Origin of the sequence: Sphingopyxis yananensis (genome assembly GCF_020687785.1) — a bacterium.
Classification (GTDB): Bacteria; Pseudomonadota; Alphaproteobacteria; order Sphingomonadales; family Sphingomonadaceae; genus Sphingopyxis; species Sphingopyxis yananensis.
Window position 1 is genome coordinate 964681 of record NZ_JAJEWI010000005.1, and the last position, 15256, is coordinate 979936.

At 56.3% G+C, this 15256-nt stretch carries 13 protein-coding genes and 3 tRNA genes; 11 read left to right on the plus strand and 5 right to left on the minus strand.

From position 1 onward, the window contains the following. The first annotated feature begins 86 nt into the window (after positions 1–86). Both LKO31_RS07095 and LKO31_RS07100 read left to right on the plus strand, forming a co-directional pair. Positions 87–413 (plus strand): TIGR02300 family protein, encoded by a 327-nt coding sequence (locus LKO31_RS07095; protein WP_227689533.1) that lies wholly within the window; start codon positions 87–89, stop codon positions 411–413. 145 nt (positions 414–558) lie between these two features. After that, positions 559–634 (plus strand) — tRNA-Ala (locus tag LKO31_RS07100). 147 nt (positions 635–781) lie between these two features. On the opposite strand, the gene LKO31_RS07105 is transcribed toward LKO31_RS07100, so the two are convergent. Continuing rightward, on the minus strand, positions 782–1075 hold the full coding sequence (locus tag LKO31_RS07105; protein WP_227689534.1) for a GNAT family N-acetyltransferase: 294 nt from the start codon (positions 1073–1075) through the stop codon (positions 782–784). A gap of 350 nt (positions 1076–1425) precedes the next feature. Between LKO31_RS07105 and LKO31_RS07110 the strand changes: the two genes are divergently transcribed. Further along, positions 1426–1501: transfer RNA gene (locus tag LKO31_RS07110), tRNA-Ala, on the plus strand. Positions 1502–1650: 149 nt separating this feature from the next. Here the strand turns inward: LKO31_RS07110 and LKO31_RS07115 are convergent. Continuing rightward, positions 1651–2103, minus strand: coding sequence for an RrF2 family transcriptional regulator (locus LKO31_RS07115; RefSeq protein WP_227689535.1), 453 nt, complete (start codon positions 2101–2103; stop codon positions 1651–1653). Between the two features lie 166 nt (positions 2104–2269). On the opposite strand from LKO31_RS07115, the gene LKO31_RS07120 reads away from it, so the two are divergent. Then, complete coding sequence (locus LKO31_RS07120) at positions 2270–2887, plus strand: HD domain-containing protein (protein WP_227689536.1); 618 nt, start codon at positions 2270–2272, stop codon at positions 2885–2887. A 272-nt stretch (positions 2888–3159) separates the two neighbouring features. Here LKO31_RS07120 and LKO31_RS07125 read toward each other — a convergent pair whose 3' ends face one another. Beyond that, complete coding sequence (locus LKO31_RS07125) at positions 3160–3969, minus strand: enoyl-CoA hydratase-related protein (RefSeq protein WP_227689537.1); 810 nt, start codon at positions 3967–3969, stop codon at positions 3160–3162. Positions 3970–4167: 198 nt separating this feature from the next. On the opposite strand from LKO31_RS07125, the gene LKO31_RS07130 reads away from it, so the two are divergent. After that, complete coding sequence (locus LKO31_RS07130) at positions 4168–5754, plus strand: peptide chain release factor 3 (RefSeq protein WP_227689538.1); 1587 nt, start codon at positions 4168–4170, stop codon at positions 5752–5754. 3 nt (positions 5755–5757) lie between these two features. Here LKO31_RS07130 and dinB read toward each other — a convergent pair whose 3' ends face one another. Next, positions 5758–6936, minus strand: a complete 1179-nt coding sequence (dinB, locus tag LKO31_RS07135; RefSeq protein ID WP_227689539.1) for a DNA polymerase IV — start codon at positions 6934–6936, stop codon at positions 5758–5760. 109 nt (positions 6937–7045) lie between these two features. Between dinB and LKO31_RS07140 the strand changes: the two genes are divergently transcribed. The 6 genes from LKO31_RS07140 to LKO31_RS07165 all read left to right on the plus strand — a co-directional run bounded on the left by LKO31_RS07140 (position 7046) and on the right by LKO31_RS07165 (position 13823). After that, positions 7046–7119 (plus strand) — tRNA-Gly (locus LKO31_RS07140). Between the two features lie 179 nt (positions 7120–7298). Beyond that, positions 7299–8615: a tyrosine-type recombinase/integrase gene (locus tag LKO31_RS07145; protein ID WP_227689540.1), complete on the plus strand. Its 1317-nt coding sequence runs from the start codon at positions 7299–7301 to the stop codon at positions 8613–8615. A 380-nt stretch (positions 8616–8995) separates the two neighbouring features. Next, entirely contained in the window at positions 8996–9637 is a 642-nt protein-coding gene (locus tag LKO31_RS07150; protein ID WP_227689541.1) for a hypothetical protein, read from the plus strand. A 16-nt stretch (positions 9638–9653) separates the two neighbouring features. Next, positions 9654–10604: an MvdC/MvdD family ATP grasp protein gene (locus LKO31_RS07155; RefSeq protein WP_227689542.1), complete on the plus strand. Its 951-nt coding sequence runs from the start codon at positions 9654–9656 to the stop codon at positions 10602–10604. Continuing rightward, complete coding sequence (locus LKO31_RS07160) at positions 10601–11806, plus strand: hypothetical protein (protein WP_227689543.1); 1206 nt, start codon at positions 10601–10603, stop codon at positions 11804–11806. Before LKO31_RS07155 ends, LKO31_RS07160 begins: the two co-directional genes overlap by 4 nt. A gap of 544 nt (positions 11807–12350) precedes the next feature. Beyond that, positions 12351–13823: a hypothetical protein gene (locus tag LKO31_RS07165; RefSeq protein ID WP_227689544.1), complete on the plus strand. Its 1473-nt coding sequence runs from the start codon at positions 12351–12353 to the stop codon at positions 13821–13823. Positions 13824–14179: 356 nt separating this feature from the next. Here the strand turns inward: LKO31_RS07165 and LKO31_RS07170 are convergent, their stop codons facing one another. Then, on the minus strand, positions 14180–15010 hold the full coding sequence (locus LKO31_RS07170) for a restriction endonuclease (protein ID WP_227689616.1): 831 nt from the start codon (positions 15008–15010) through the stop codon (positions 14180–14182). Positions 15011–15256: the final 246 nt, after the last annotated feature.

Here is a 15256-nt window from a genome sequence, read left to right on the forward strand (position 1 = left end):
GCGCACGCCGATTTAACGGACAGCGTTCTGCTGCCGTTCTTCTCGTGATGAATTTTCACCCGACTTTTCGGAAAAACGAGGCTGTTATGGTTAAGGCTGAATGGGGCACAAAGCGTAGCTGCCCGAAATGTGCGACACGCTTTTACGATCTGACGAAGGAAGATCCGGTTAGCTGCATCAGCTGCGGCTATGCATGGATACCGGAATCGGTGCTGAAGTCCAAGCAACCCATGCCATTTGAGCAGGTTGTGAAGGTCGGCAAGGAAGCCGCAGATAGCGAAGCGGATGATGATTTGGATCTGGACGTCGATGTCGATGAAGACAGCGATTCGCCAGACAATGACGTTGATCTGGGCGGCGACGACGATTTGGGCGTTGCGACCGGCGACGATGATGTGGAAATTGAAAGCTGATTCTTCAGCGCTGTTTTTGCAAATGATGATGGGCAAGGGCCAAAAAATGCAGAAAGTTGCGTTTGGCCCTTGCATCAACAAGCCAGCCTGTTAAATGCGGCGTCCCGATCACAACAACCCAGTGTGATTGGCTTGAAAATGGCATGGGGCCTTAGCTCAGCTGGGAGAGCGCTACAATGGCATTGTAGAGGTCAGCGGTTCGATCCCGCTAGGCTCCACCATTTCACATTTTCTATGATTTTCTGATGGATAACCACCCGCCGCCTTGCTTGGTCTGCGGGATTTTTTGTGCGTGAATCTGGTCGCGGCAAATTGATGCAAGCCCTGCAAGGTGCGAGTTTGCATCAATTCCTGTGTCCGCCGTTGCGTTATGCAGAAACAACGTCCGCCCAATCGGGGTGCCGTGGTCCGCGCGCCTTGACGAAGGGGCAGAGCGGAATGATTTTATAACCATTTTCTTTGGCATCGGCGATGAAGGTGGCGAGCAAGGCTTGGCCCACGCCAAGGCCGCGCATGGAATCGGGGACGGAGGTTGAGGAGGCGATCACCAAAGTGGGCGAGGTGGTGGACCAAGCCAGCGTCGCTGTGTCGCCATGTTTGTTGTATGTGAAGCTGCCGCCAGTCGCGGTGGTGTTTTTGCTGATGTCGGCTGGATTGATCAAGATAGGCTCCAATCATATGGGGATGTGCTGGGTAACGGGTGCGGACAAAAGGAGTTCCGTGAGTTGGCCGAAACAGGCGGTGGTGCAAAAGTAACATAGGCTCGCCATGCTTGCTGGATTAGCGGCGCGGAGGGCCACACGGCCCGCAGCGGCGCGATGAGGGGAAGTGCGCTGGCTTCCATGGGATGGAGGTTCTGGTGGGCCGCGTTTGAATGGATTTTCGATCGCAATTTGGCAAAATTGAAAAAAAATTCAAAAACTCTGTAAACCCCTCTTGCATCAAAGAAATAGCCTGCTAATTGCAGCCCCACGGACGCAGTAACCCAGTGCGGTCCGCTTGAAAATGGCATGGGGCCTTAGCTCAGCTGGGAGAGCGCTACAATGGCATTGTAGAGGTCAGCGGTTCGATCCCGCTAGGCTCCACCATTTCACCCATCACTCATAATAAAATTGATCATATCGCATAGCGGTCCCGATGCGCGCAGTGTCCGAAGAATGGGCCGCTTTTTTGCGTGGGTTCACGGATGGACATAATGGGATGGCATGCCATTCGTCGCCCGCCTGAACCACGGTGGTTAGGATGTTGGCTCGTCGTCCGTCGCGGGGAATAAGGGCTGCATATCAATGGCATCGGCCAGACTGATGCCGTCCAAAATGGCGGCGGTATCGTCCCGAACCTTGAGCATCACGCTGCGCATCCGGCACTCCGCCTCGGGCAGACAGTTTTTGCAGCTTTCATAGGCGTTACGGGCCGCGCAGGGCACCAAGGCCAGCGACCCACGTGTTAGGCGCACCAAGTCGCCATAGCTGATGTCCACAGGCGGCAGGGCGAGTTGATAGCCGCCGTCACGGCCCCGCTGGGAAATGAGCAAGCCTTCGCGGGACATTTCCGACAAAATCACCGTTAGAAATTTGGGCGGGATATTTTGCGCATCAGCAATGTCGGCCAGTTGAACCTGTCCTTTGCCCCAATGGTCGGCAAGGTGCTGAAACGCACGAATGGTATAACGGGTCTTTTGCGAAAGCATGGGGAGACTAGTGTGCCAAAATGGCGGTCAATTCAACCATTCAGGCAGAGATAATATCATCTGCCGCCCGCTGAGGCTTTCTGGGCACAGAATGGACGGGGTCCCAAAGCTTGGCAGGCGGGGCGAATCGGCATAGGCTGGCGAAAAATGACATGGGAGACCGGAGATGGAGAGGCTGGATAACGGCGTAATTCATGCGCCACGCGCCACTTTTCGCGCCATGAGCGAATCGACTCAGCAAGATTGGGATATTATTGCCGCCGAACAAAAGGAATTTTCGGGCGGCAATGCGGCCCGCATCTTGCAGCATCTGAATTTGCTGGCTGGCGACTATGGTGGCTTTCCCGTCGATCGGTTGACGCATTGTTTGCAAACCGCGACTCGGGCGTATCGGGATGGGCGCGACGAAGAATATGTGGTGATGGCGTTGCTGCACGACATTGGCGACACTTTGGGGGCGTTTAATCATCCCGACGTTGCAGCCGCGATATTGAAGCCGTTTTTATCCGATGAGAATCTGTGGATTGTGCAGCATCACGGGATTTTTCAGGGGCATTATTTCTTTCATTATCTGGGGCTGGACCGCGATATGCGGGATCAATTTGCTGATCACCCTTATGCCGAGGCCTGTCAATTTTTCTGTTCTGAATATGATTCGCCAGCCTTCGACCCAGAATATGACAGTTTGCCGGTGGAATTTTTTGCGCCGATGGTCGAGCGCGTGTGTAATCGTCCCCGTAACAGCATTTATAAAAAGGTCTTGGACGACAAGCATGCCGCCTAGCGTCCATTTCGCTTAGGGTTCTGCGCCTAATAGCTGACATGCTGTGATGGCGGCGGCGCGCATCTGTCGAGCAAAAATCCATGCGGATTGGGGCTGCGCAAATGCTGGGGCAAATAGACACGGCATATGAACAAGACGGTGTGCAAAAAAATGCCCCAGCCGCAACAGCGTCTGGGGCAGTGGTCAAGGGATATGCCAATCGTCCTAGCTTTGACATAAGGCATACACATGACAGCCGCGTAAGTTGCCTTGATCAGGCGAATTTTGCGATCTTATTTGCCGGTAAAGGCTGTTTTGCGTTTTTGCATGAAGGCCATGATGCCTTCCACCGCGTCGGCGCTGTTGCCGGCGGTGAATTGGCCTTGTGCTTCGGCATCCAATGTCTGGGCATAGCTTTGCGACAAGCCATCCCGCAGGACTTTGCGCATCGTGCCCAAAGCGACAGTCGGACCGTTGGCCAGACGTTCGGCCAAGGCTTGGGCTTCGTCCAGCAAAGCCGCGTCGTCGACGGACTTGTAAATCAGACCCCATTGTTCGGCTTGGTCCGCCGAAATTTTTTCGCCCAGCATCATCATTTGTGTGGCGCGGGGCAGGCCGATCAGGCGCGGCAAAATCCACGACGAACCGCCATCGGGAACCAAGCCGATGTTGACAAAGGCTTGCAGGAAATAAGAGCTTTTACCAGCCACGGTGAAATCGCCGGCCAAAGCGAAGCTGCATCCGACACCCGCCGCAGGGCCGTTGACAGCCGTCACCACGGGAATGTCCAAAGCGGCCAGTGCCAGCAACATGGGGTTGTAATGGTTACGCAAGGCTTTGCGGCTGTTGGAACCGCCGCCGACAGCGGAGCCGCCGCCGCTACGATCGCCCGATAAATCGGCACCAGAGCAAAAACCACGGCCTTCGCCCGTAATCAGCAGCGCGCGCGCGCCCAGCGCGGGCAGCCAGTCCAAGGCCGCACGAATGTCATCGGCCATATCTGGGGCCATGCTGTTCAAACGCTCTGGTCGATTCAAGGTGATGCGCGCCACATTGTTGGTGCATTCCAACTTGATGCTGGCAAAGCTGGGCAGGTCAGTCATGTGTGTAATTTCCCTCTCACTCTCTGGTCATGCTTTACGTTTACGTAAACTGTGACGCATTCGGCGGTACAGTGCAAGCGTCAACCATGATGTCGGATAAAAAGCGCTACGCATTGCTGTCGCGCTATAATCTGATGGAGATGAGCGCCAAAGCCTTTCCACGACGGCTGCTTAATGCTAACCGCCCGCGCCATGTCCATGAACCGTCCTGATCGCCGCACCTTTGCCATTATTGCCCACCCTGACGCTGGTAAAACCACGCTGACGGAAAAATTGCTGGTGGCTGGCGGCGCCATTCACATGGCGGGTGAGGTCAAGGCGCGCGGCCAAGCGCGGCGCGCCCGTTCCGACTGGATGAAGATTGAGCAGCAGCGCGGCATTTCGGTCACGTCATCGGTGATGACATTTGAATATGCGAATTTGGTGTTCAACCTGCTGGACACCCCCGGACACGAAGATTTTAGTGAAGACACATATCGCACCCTAACCGCCGTCGACAGCGCGGTGATGGTGATTGACGCCGCCAAAGGGATCGAGCCGCAAACGCTGAAATTGTTCGAGGTTTGTCGCCTGCGCAACGTGCCGATCATCACCTTCATTAACAAGGTGGACCGTGAAGGTCAGGCGGCGTTTGAATTGCTGGACGATGTGGCCAATCGGTTGGCATTGGATGTGTGCCCCATGAATTGGCCCGTCGGCATGGGCGGCTTGTTCGAAGGCATATATGATCTGGTCGATCCGGCGCTGATGATCCCAGGCGACAATCCCCAGCACAGCTATGAAGGGGATCGTGTTACGATGTCGGGCTTGGATGACCCGAAAATGGCCGAGACTTTGAGCGAGCGGGCGCTGGCGCAATTGCGCGAAGAAACGGATTTGGCGGCCGCTTATGGCGATTTTGATGTTGATGCCTATTTGAACGGTGATTTGACCCCCGTATTTTTTGGTTCCGCGCTGAAGGAATTTGGCGTGATGGATTTGTTGGCTGGCTTGGCAAGCCATGCCCCAGGGCCAGGGAAGCAGCCAGCAGAACCTGCGCCCATTGACCCAGATGACAAGGTGGTGACGGGATTTGTGTTTAAGGTTCAGGCCAATATGAACCCCGCGCACCGCGACCGTATTGCCTTTATGCGTATGTGTTCGGGCAAGTTTGAACGCGGTATGCGCTTGACCCAAGTGGGGACGGGTAAAGCCATTGCGATCAGCCGCCCGATGCTGTTTTTGGCGCAGGATCGCGAAATGGCCGAAGAAGCATGGCCCGGCGATATCATCGGCATTCCCAACCATGGCACGTTGCGTGTGGGCGATACTTTGTCGGAACGCACAGACATTACGATCACTGGCTTGCCGAATTTCGCGCCTGAATTGCTGCGCCGCGTGGCGTTGGTGGACCCCACCAAAACCAAACAATTGCGCAAGGCGTTGGATGATATGGCCGAAGAAGGGATTATTCAGGTCTTCTATCCCGAAATCGGCAGCAATATGATTGTCGGTGTGGTCGGGCAGTTGCAGTTGGAAGTGCTGATCAGCCGGTTAGAGGCGGAATATAAGGTGGATGCGCGGCTGGAAGCATCGCCATGGGATACGGCGCGTTGGATTGCATGTGATGATCCGGCAAAGCTGAAACAGTTTCAATCGGATAATCGGGGCGCGTCCGCCTTGGACCGCGATGGCGCACCGGTGTTCATGGCCAAGGACGCTTGGGAAGTGAATTATGTGATGCAGCGCAACCCGGATATTCGCTTTACCGCCACCAAAGAACGGAAATTTGCTCCGGCAAACTGATCATCACAACAAGCTGAACAAATCACGGGGAGGGGGGAGCCGGTCGGCTTCCTCCTCTTTTTTTGTGCGGTGCTTTGCCCCATCATCAAATTTGCTGAGGGTGATGCCAATCAGGCGAATGCCGCGTTCCACGGGCAATAGCGGGTCCAATATCTCCATCCCCACAGCCAGCAGACTGGGTCCGTCTGCTATGGGTGACGCAAGGGTTTTGGCACGCGTAATGGTTTGGAAGTCACCATAGCGCATTTTCAAGCTTATGGTGCGGCCCTTAGCCCCTGCTTTTTCGGCGCGTTTCCACACGATGTCGCAGACATGTTCCAAGGCTTCGCGAATGGATGCGTCATGATGCAGGTCGTGCGGAAAAGTGCGTTCGCCGCCCAATGATTTCATCGGGCGATCGGATTTGACGCGCCGATGGTCAATGCCGCGCGCCAAATGAAATAACCAGTCGGCGCTATTCCCGAAATGTTGGACCAGCCATTCGATGGGTTTTGCGGCCAAATCCGCACCCACCAACAAGCCCAAATCTTCCATCTTGCGCGCGGTAACGGGGCCGATACCATGAAAACGGCGTAGGGGCAGCGCCTGAACAAAAGCGGCCCCGCGTCCCGGGGGGATGGTGGTGAGGCCATCTGGTTTATTTTGGTCCGAGGCCAGTTTGGCGATGAATTTATTATAGCTGACGCCAGCAGATGCAGTCAGCCCCGTTTCATCAAATATGCGCCGCCGAATGATGCGAGCCGTGGCGGTAGCGCTGCCAATGCCCATTTTGTCGCGGCTGACATCCAAATAGGCTTCGTCTAGCGACAAAGGTTCTACCTCATCGGCATATTCTTGAAAAATTGCCCGAATCTGATGTGAAATGGCCCGATAAGCGTCAAAACGCGGTGGTACGAAAATGAGGTCGGGGCATTTTTGGCGGGCCAATGTGCCGGACATGGCCGAACGCACCCCAAATTTGCGCGCTTCATAGGAAGCCGCCGCCACGACGCCGCGTTTTCCGCCGCCACCAACCGCAACCGATTTGCCGCGCAGCTCAGGATCGTCACGCTGCTCGACTGATGCAAAAAAAGCGTCCATGTCGACATGAATGATCTTGCGGATAAAGGGCGCAAAATCATCATCATCGCTATGGTCTGCCCAAGCATCAGGGGCGTCGTCGGGATTTTCTGCAGCCGTCACAGCTTTTCTATATCATGTTGCTGAAATGTTCTCAATCGCAGTGGAAAAATCCTGCACAGCAGACTTGACGGCACGGCAGCGAAATGGCAATCGCGGTCACCTTGGCGCAGCGGGTATAGCATAGTGGTAATGCTCTAGCCTTCCAAGCTAGCTAGGCGGGTTCGATTCCCGCTACCCGCTCCAGAAACCTGTTTCAGGCCATCTCACCAACTTTACAAATCTCAAAAAATGGCGGTATTCTGCCATTTGTTGCCTCATGGCATTTCACTGCATCTCAAGGCCATTCTCCAAAGTAGGGGCCTCTTGAGGGGCGATCTGATCTGCCAATTTGCTGTTTTGAGGCTTCGAAAGGAAGAACCGAGATGGCACTGACAGATTCTACCATTCGTCACGCGCAGGCGCGAGAAAAGTCATATAAGATGGCCGATAGTGGCGGCCTTTATATTCAGGTCATGCCTTCGGGCGGCAAGCACTGGAAAATGAAATACAGATTCGAGGGGCGCGAGAAGAAATTAAGCTTCGGCGAATATCCGCGAGTATCCCTTCGCGATGCTCGTGATCTTCGGGACGAGGCGCGTGCTCAGATCACAAAGGGTATAGATCCATCATTCGAGAAGCGTCGTAATCGGCTCCGCGCTAGCGTTGCAGCTGTAAATAGTTTTTCTGAATTGTCTCGGGAATATTGCAACAAGCGCCGGCGTGATGGCGACAAAGCGTGGGCGCCCTCGACGGCCAAAAGATGTGAGTATCTTCTCAGCCTGTTAGATAATTCAATTGGCCCAATGGCAATTGAGGAAATTGAACCCATTGATGTCCTCGCTGCAGTCCGAAAGATTGAGGCAAGAGGGACATTGGAAAGCTCGCGCCGTACGATGCAACTAGCGGGTGCGGTCTTCCGCTATGCCGTAGCTACGGCCCGATTGAAGTCGGATCCAACCCGTGACCTGCGGGGAGCTTTGATAAATCCAACGGTTACGCATTATGGTGCCGTAACTGACGTCAAGCAGGTTGGTCCGCTTTTGCGGGCCATAGATAATTATAAAAGCCAAGGGATGACGGATTGGGCACTGAAACTTGCGCCTCATGTGTTCGTCCGGCCAGGCGAATTGCGTAGCGCGCAGTGGGAAGAGTTTGATCTGGAAGCGTGCGTTTGGACTATACCGGCGGAAAAAACGAAGATGCGTAAGCCGCATCATGTGCCCCTCTCACGCCAATCGGTGGCGCTCATTGAGCAGATCCGGGAGATAACAAAGCCGTGGAGCTATATTTTTCCCTCTCTGTGGTCGAGGAAGCGACCAATGTCAGACAACACGCTCAATGCCGCGCTTAGGCGGATGGGTTACGCGAGCAGTGAAATGACTGCTCACGGATTTAGAGCGATGGCGAGCACGCTACTGAATGAATCTGGAAAATGGTCATATGATGCGATTGAACGCGCGCTAGCGCACGGAGATAATAACAAAGTGCGCGCGGCTTATCACCGGGGCGCGCATTGGGAAGAACGCGTTGCAATGGCGCAGTGGTGGTCTGACTATCTTGATGAGCTACGCGAAAGCGACGGGAGGCCAGCCGAAGAAATGCCGGCTCCGGCCGTCGGGCGAGGGGGCGTATATAATCAGCCAACCAATATGATCGTTAGGGCTGAGCATGGTTGGCGCCGTACGCGAGGACGGCGATAAGGGATGTTGAAACGGATGCAAATGGGCCGTCAGCCGAATGGGAGCTTTTGGAACCAGACCGCGACTAGCGGCTATTTCCCCAAACGCTGCCTGAAAAGGCTGCTTTCAACCCAAATACGCCGTTCCGATCCAGGCTCGGCATGTCGGCTCACGCCGAAAGCTGCCGGTCAGCCTGCGTAAATCGGAGGGTCGGCAATGCGCCCTTGTGTCGGTCGTGCGTCGTGTTCGCGGCCGACCCAGGAAGCTGTTGTTCGGCCAAGGCGCTGCATGCGAACACGGCGCATCCAATCGTGTAGCGCTACAGTTTTAACTTGAGCGCATCCGATCGTAAACATAGAGTATACAAAGCACGACAGCTGTGCGAACAGGGGGAATTGACAGTGCGATCCGAGACGAACGAAGCAGCCCATGCCGCTCCCCTGCTTTTCCGACATGCGACGCCGCGCACATCGTCGGCGGATCTTCCTGGCTATTACGATCCCAGCACCCAACTATGGGTGATCGAAACCAGCGCTGGGATTGTGCCCGTCGTGCAAGCGGCGGCCTCCACCCTCATCGAAACCAACACTTCGACCCGTGTTCGCCAAGAAGCCGAGGATCAGGATTACTCTGGCATGGTCGGACTCGCCGCCATCGCATTTGCGGAGACGACCCTGACCGCCGTAAAGATGGAAGTCGACGACCAAGATGCGTCGACCGATCTCAGAAGTTTCGACGCGCTGCTCGATACCAGCACGCTGACCAAGGTTCGGCAGGAAAGCGCGGATGACGATCTGACCCGAGATGAAACGCTGGCACCGCGCCGCCGTCTTGGTACTCTTGCTGAGCTCGCGACCAAGACCGATGTCCAGCAGGAAAGCGATGACCAGATGAGCACGGGCGCCATGCTCGAACTCGAGACTCGATCGTTCAACAACCAAGAGGGCGTCGATGACGATTTCCCGGCCATGCTGCTCGAGCTGCAAACTAAGACCTTTGCCAATGTCGAGGGAGACGATGACGACCTCTCGATGATCAATTGATCGGATCGTCTGGGCCGTGATCCTTCTCGTCACCAATAAACGTGACCTAACGACCGACTTCATCGTGGTGGAGTTGCGTCGACGTGGGCGCGCCTTTTATCGCTTGAACACCGAGGATCTACCCCGAGCCAGCGTCCGGTTCGACCCGCGCGCTGGCGGCGGCTGGGCAATCCAAACGTCCGACGTCGACCTGCGGCTCGTAAACGTCACCGCCGCTTATTATCGCCGCCCCGGTGCACCCGAGCCAACGGAAGCGAGGGACGAGGCGACAGCCAAGTATCTCGCCGACGAGTGGTCGGCGGTTACCAAGGCGCTTTGGAATGAACTGGAGGGGCGGTGGCTAAACTCGCCGTTCGCGATATTGCGCGCTGAGGACAAGCCGCGGCAGCTAGCGATGGCGTCGGCGTTGGGATTCGATGTCCCCGAGACCTTGATCTCGAACGATTTCGCGGCAGCGAGCGCATTCGTTGCTAGGGGCGGCGCGATTGGTAAGCCGCTCCGGCATTCGCTAGTCGAACGCGGCGATGCCGGCGAAGTACTGTTCACCGCCCGACTCGATCCGCTTACGCCGATGGATAACACGGCAGTTTCGCTCGCGCCGGTCATCTATCAGCGCGAGGTACGCAAAGCCTATGACGTGCGCGCGACAGTGATCGGTGATCGCGTGTTTGCCGTGGCGATCCACTCTCAGGACCATGACGAAACCGAAATCGACTGGCGATCTGGTACGCGGCTCGACCTTCGTCACGAAGCGATCGAGCTTCCCTCCAACATTATCGATAAATGCCTAGCGCTGACCCAAAAGCTCAATCTGCGCTATGGGGCGATCGACCTGATCGCTGACCAAAATGGCCGCTACTGGTTTCTTGAAATCAATCCCAACGGCCAATGGGCATGGATCGAACGTCGCACAGGTCTACCTCTCGCATCCGCCATCGTCGACGAACTCGAGGCGATAGCGGAATGAAAGCGGCGATCACGGTGTGGGCTACGGGGGCGCGGCGCCGGCTCGCAACCTGGCTCTCTCCGATGGGCCAAATCTTCTGGCCGTGGCTCGAAAAGCTGACGCCAGAGCAAAAGAAGGCACTCAGTGATAGCCTGACACAAGATGAGGCGCGGATTAATGCGCTCGACTTCAGTAAGGATGGCAGCGCCGCGCTGGAGGAGGCACGCCGCCTTGCCGACAGCGAGGCGGAACGCCGCCGCGGTACCGACCAGAAGGCGGCGACCTACCTCCCACTCGTTGCCGCGTTGATCCCGCTGGTCCTAACGTTGGTGAGCGCGCTGTGGGAGAAGAAAGCCGGCAGCGCGCCGATCTGGCTCAACATGCTGCTGCTTGGTCTCGCCGTCGTCTATATCGCCAGTGCCGGTCACTGGGCCTTTCAGGAATTGAGGGTTGGCATCTCACACGAACCCGGCCTGGCCGATTTCGAGAAGGCCTGGCGCGCCCCCCATCCGAGCCAAGTCTTGGCGCGCCATCTGTTGCTCCACACGCGGCGCAACCGCGAAGGGATCAACTGGAAGGTCACCTGCATCAAGATGGCGCACGAATATCTTTTGCGCGCCTTCCTAACATTCTCAGTGTTGCTGCTCGTGAATATTGGATGGTATCTCGCAGAACCTTTGATCCAGAAGTGGATGTCCGCGCCCGGCGTGATATTGACAACCCCCAGGCAGGCGATCGCCGCCGTCGCCGATGTCGATAACCTCGCGACCCGACTTCGGACAACTGAGGCTTGGACAGTACTCGACAACGACTGTCGGCAACGTACGGCCGGCCGCGCTTCCCTGACCTTCGCACCCGGCGTCGTCACGACACCCGCGAAAATCCCATTGATCCTTCGGCCAGCGAAGAGTGAGAGCGGTGCCGCGCAAAACATCCGTCTAGATTGTGCGGGCAAAGCGGTTGGTCTGGTGCGTACCTGGTTCATCCCGACGCGGCTGGCTGGTTTAAAGCGGTCACCTGGTTTGCCGGACCAGCTCGCAGTTTCGGCAACGAACACAGTCGTCGCAATCACAAGGAATTGGCCGCCGATCGGCATCAATGATGATCCGGCCAAATTGCCCGCTACAATGCTCCAACAGGCGGACGTGCGGCGCGACGGTAGCGGCCGGCCAATCGTGCTGGCTATCACCGCGGTCGGCCCGGGCGCTGTTACGATTCCGTAAGGCCCAGAGGGATACAGGCGTGGCGCAGCCTACCGATAATAACCTCTCTCGTTGGACTTGTAACGGTTTTGGGCCGGTCACTTGAGCATTTAAAGCTCGCATCTGGTGACTGCTTCGGGCCGATCGCCGCCGTCCTACAGTGCTCGCCTAGTGGGCGCCGAATGTCGGCTATTGGCGATAACCCCGCCCCTGATCAAGTTGCGCGGAAACGGCAGCTAAGTCCCAGTTTAAGCCGTTCGCCTATGGCCAGAGCAGACGGCAGCTTTCAGGATCGACTGATCGTTGGGGTGCGACAGCAATGAGGGCGCATAGTTGTCCTGCAGCTAATGGGCCGTGATCGGACTGACGGCTTTTGGTTCTAGATCGGCGAAGGTCGACATATCTGACAGAGTCCGGCCATTCTCACTTGAAACGCTAAAGGACCGCGCAACAAATTCGCTTGCGGACCACCGCTTGAGGCAACGAACCCGCGCTGACGGTCCCTTCAATGGGTTGATCCGATCTACACCCGCCCCTATCTCTGATCCCAAAGCTGGAGGGGGATATGAGCATGGGGGAAGCAAAGGCGAGGCGGCAGGCAAGGCTCGAGAGAGAAAAACTCAGCAAGCCAATTTCGCAATCGCGGTTCAACCTTCTTGCCATCGGGACCCGCAAATCACCGGCCCCGTATCTTTATGAGGAGGTGGCGTATTGGGCCGACCTTGAGGAACGCGTCATTGGTGTCATCGCCCGTGACGTGCAGGATGACGACTACTATTGGTCTCTATTGGCCCGTGATCGTAACGGACGCTTCCGATCTGTAAGCTTCGACGCGTGCCTCCGCTCCGCGCACTTCGCAACCGTGGCGCTACGCGAGCGCATCGCGAAGGCCGTGTCGGAGGAAGATCTAGTGGTGCTCGGCACACAAGGAGACGAAACAAACCAAACCACTGATCTTCTCGCCGTTCCACCCGGAACTAAGCCGGAGAATCTCCACCCTAATTTTAGGATGTTGCTTGAAACTCCCGGGCGTGCGACCGCCCGTGCCGTGCTTAAGGAACTCGGCCCTTGGCTCGCGCCAAGCGATCCCCACTTCGTCAAGGAATTTCAGTGCAAGCAGTTCGATCAACGGCTTTGGGAACTTTATCTTTGGGCCGTTTTCCGAGAGTTGGGTTACGATGTTACACAGCCCGAGGCACCGGACTTCCATGTTTCCTCGCCTCGCGGCGAGTTCACTGTGGAGGCTACCACGTGCGCCCCTTCCGAGGCGGGAGTACTCGCTGACCATCCCGATCCAAAAACACCAGCCGAGATGAAGGCCTTCCTCACAGACTATATGCCAATGAAGTTCGGCAGCGCGTTGACGGCTAAACTTAATAAAAAAAGCGCAAGCGGCGAGAGCTATTGGGAGCGAGGCCCAGGAGCCGGCAAACCGTTCACTCTCGCGATCGCAGACTTTCATAAACCTGGTGGCGATGGAGCTGTAGGGTCGATGACATACACTCAAGAGGCCCTCTGGTTATATCTATACGGACACCGCATTGAGTGGCAATTCATTGATGGTAATCTCATGACTCGATCGGTGAAACTGAATGACCACGCGTACAAAACCAAAACAGTCGAGACGGGATTCTTCGATCTAGAGGGGGCGGAAAATATATCTGCGGTCGTATTCTCAAATGCCGGTACATTAGCAAAATTCGACCGAATGGGAGTGGATGCCGGCTTCGCCCCAGAAGACCACCGCTATTTTCGCATCGGATTCCACCTCGACCCCGATCCCAATGCTATCGTCGGAATTCCCTTTAGTGAAGAGATCAGCGCAGAAAACGGCGAACGCTGGTCCGACGAGCTACAGGTCTTTCATAATCCGCGCGCCAAATTCCCATTGCCACTCGAAGCGTTTGCTGGCGCGACGCAGCACCAGTTTGTCGATGGGCAGCTCATCTCCTATTCGACCGGCACGCCGGTACTCAGTTCGCAAACGGTCATCATGCACTTGGTAGACGATGAGGAGTTGATGGAAGCAGCCATCTAATATTTAGCAGGGGTGTCGCACGTTTGCTGGGGACCCATAGCTCATTTCGACGCAGTAGAAGCCATTACCGGCGTCCCAGCTACGGATGGGCGCTTTAAAGTGCGAGCGGGTATCGGCCAGGCTGCCCCTGAATGGCTCCTTTCAAACACAATTGGATTTCTCTAAAAAGTCCGCATTGAGAGCGCGCTGCGGCCAGTCAAAATTTGGGCCGTCTCCCGACTGGCGGTTTCGGAAATCCGAATTGGGTTTGCTGCCATTCCCAAACACACATTCGCTGTGACGGTTTCCGACCGAATCGAGCCGTTCCGGTGCGTCTTGATGAACGTCAGCTCGCGCCGGAACCTGTCACGCGCTGGCTAATCGCAGAGATCGAAGTGCGCGGGTACGCCATCCCATACCGAATACAGGTTCCGGCCGTCCCAGTAACTTACCTTGTCGTTGTGGACGGATCGCTTCGCGCGGAATACGGTATCCGCTGCCAGACGATCGAGGCACGCGGGACCGGTGTCGGGCACCTCGCTACCCCTCTGCCCGTAACCATCGTGCGAGATGGTTCGCGCAGGGATGGCCATCAACAGCGCTGCGTGTTTCGTCTCCTTAAGGATGATCGCGAACTGGTTCATGATGACAGAGTAGCCTGTGCTCGCGCGGACGATGCGGGGATCCCTAGAAGTAAGGCTTTGAAGCAGCGAAGAAACCTCATGGGGCGTGATAAGCTTTGACTTATCGCGGATGATCCCGTCGCTGGCGTCCCGGCACCAGTCGCTGACATCGGCAGAGGTCGCAAGCGTCATGGGGATGCGGGTCCGGCCGGCGAACTTCCGTGCCGAGGGAAGGTAGTCGGAGGTGGTGACGAACATACTCTTCTGGGCTAATTCGACGTCGGCGACGCCATGTAGAGCCGCGACTGCCGATATGTCTATCTTGTTCCTAGGGGCGTAGCGCTTGGCCTGGACCAACGTCAGTATGTCGCCCAGTGGGTCCCGCTGGAGTACACGGACGTCTATTCCTCCGTCGTTTGAACCTGGACCTAGCTCGCAGGTGAACCCTTGAGCCTGGAAAATACGGAATAGTAGCGTCTCGAATTCGCGCCAGTGGAGGCGGTGTAGGTCTTCCGGGCGTTTAGCGAAGTACGAATACAGCTCTTCGTAAACGTCTGCGACGTCCTGCTGGACCAGTCCACACACCCACTGCCAGTTCTCACGGTCGAGGAACGGCTGGAATAATGGGCTGTTGTCCGCTGGATATATGTGGGCGCTAGCACTGTCGTTGCGCTCATACCAAAAGCCCTGTTGATCGAGCAGATCGAAGAACTGAACCGCCCCACGTTTGCCGGAGGCTAGTTGGTTTAAGTTATGCTGCCATGAGTTGTTCGTCCAGCATGGTGAAATATTTCTCTTCAGCCTCTGCTGGCGGGATATTGCCAATTGGTT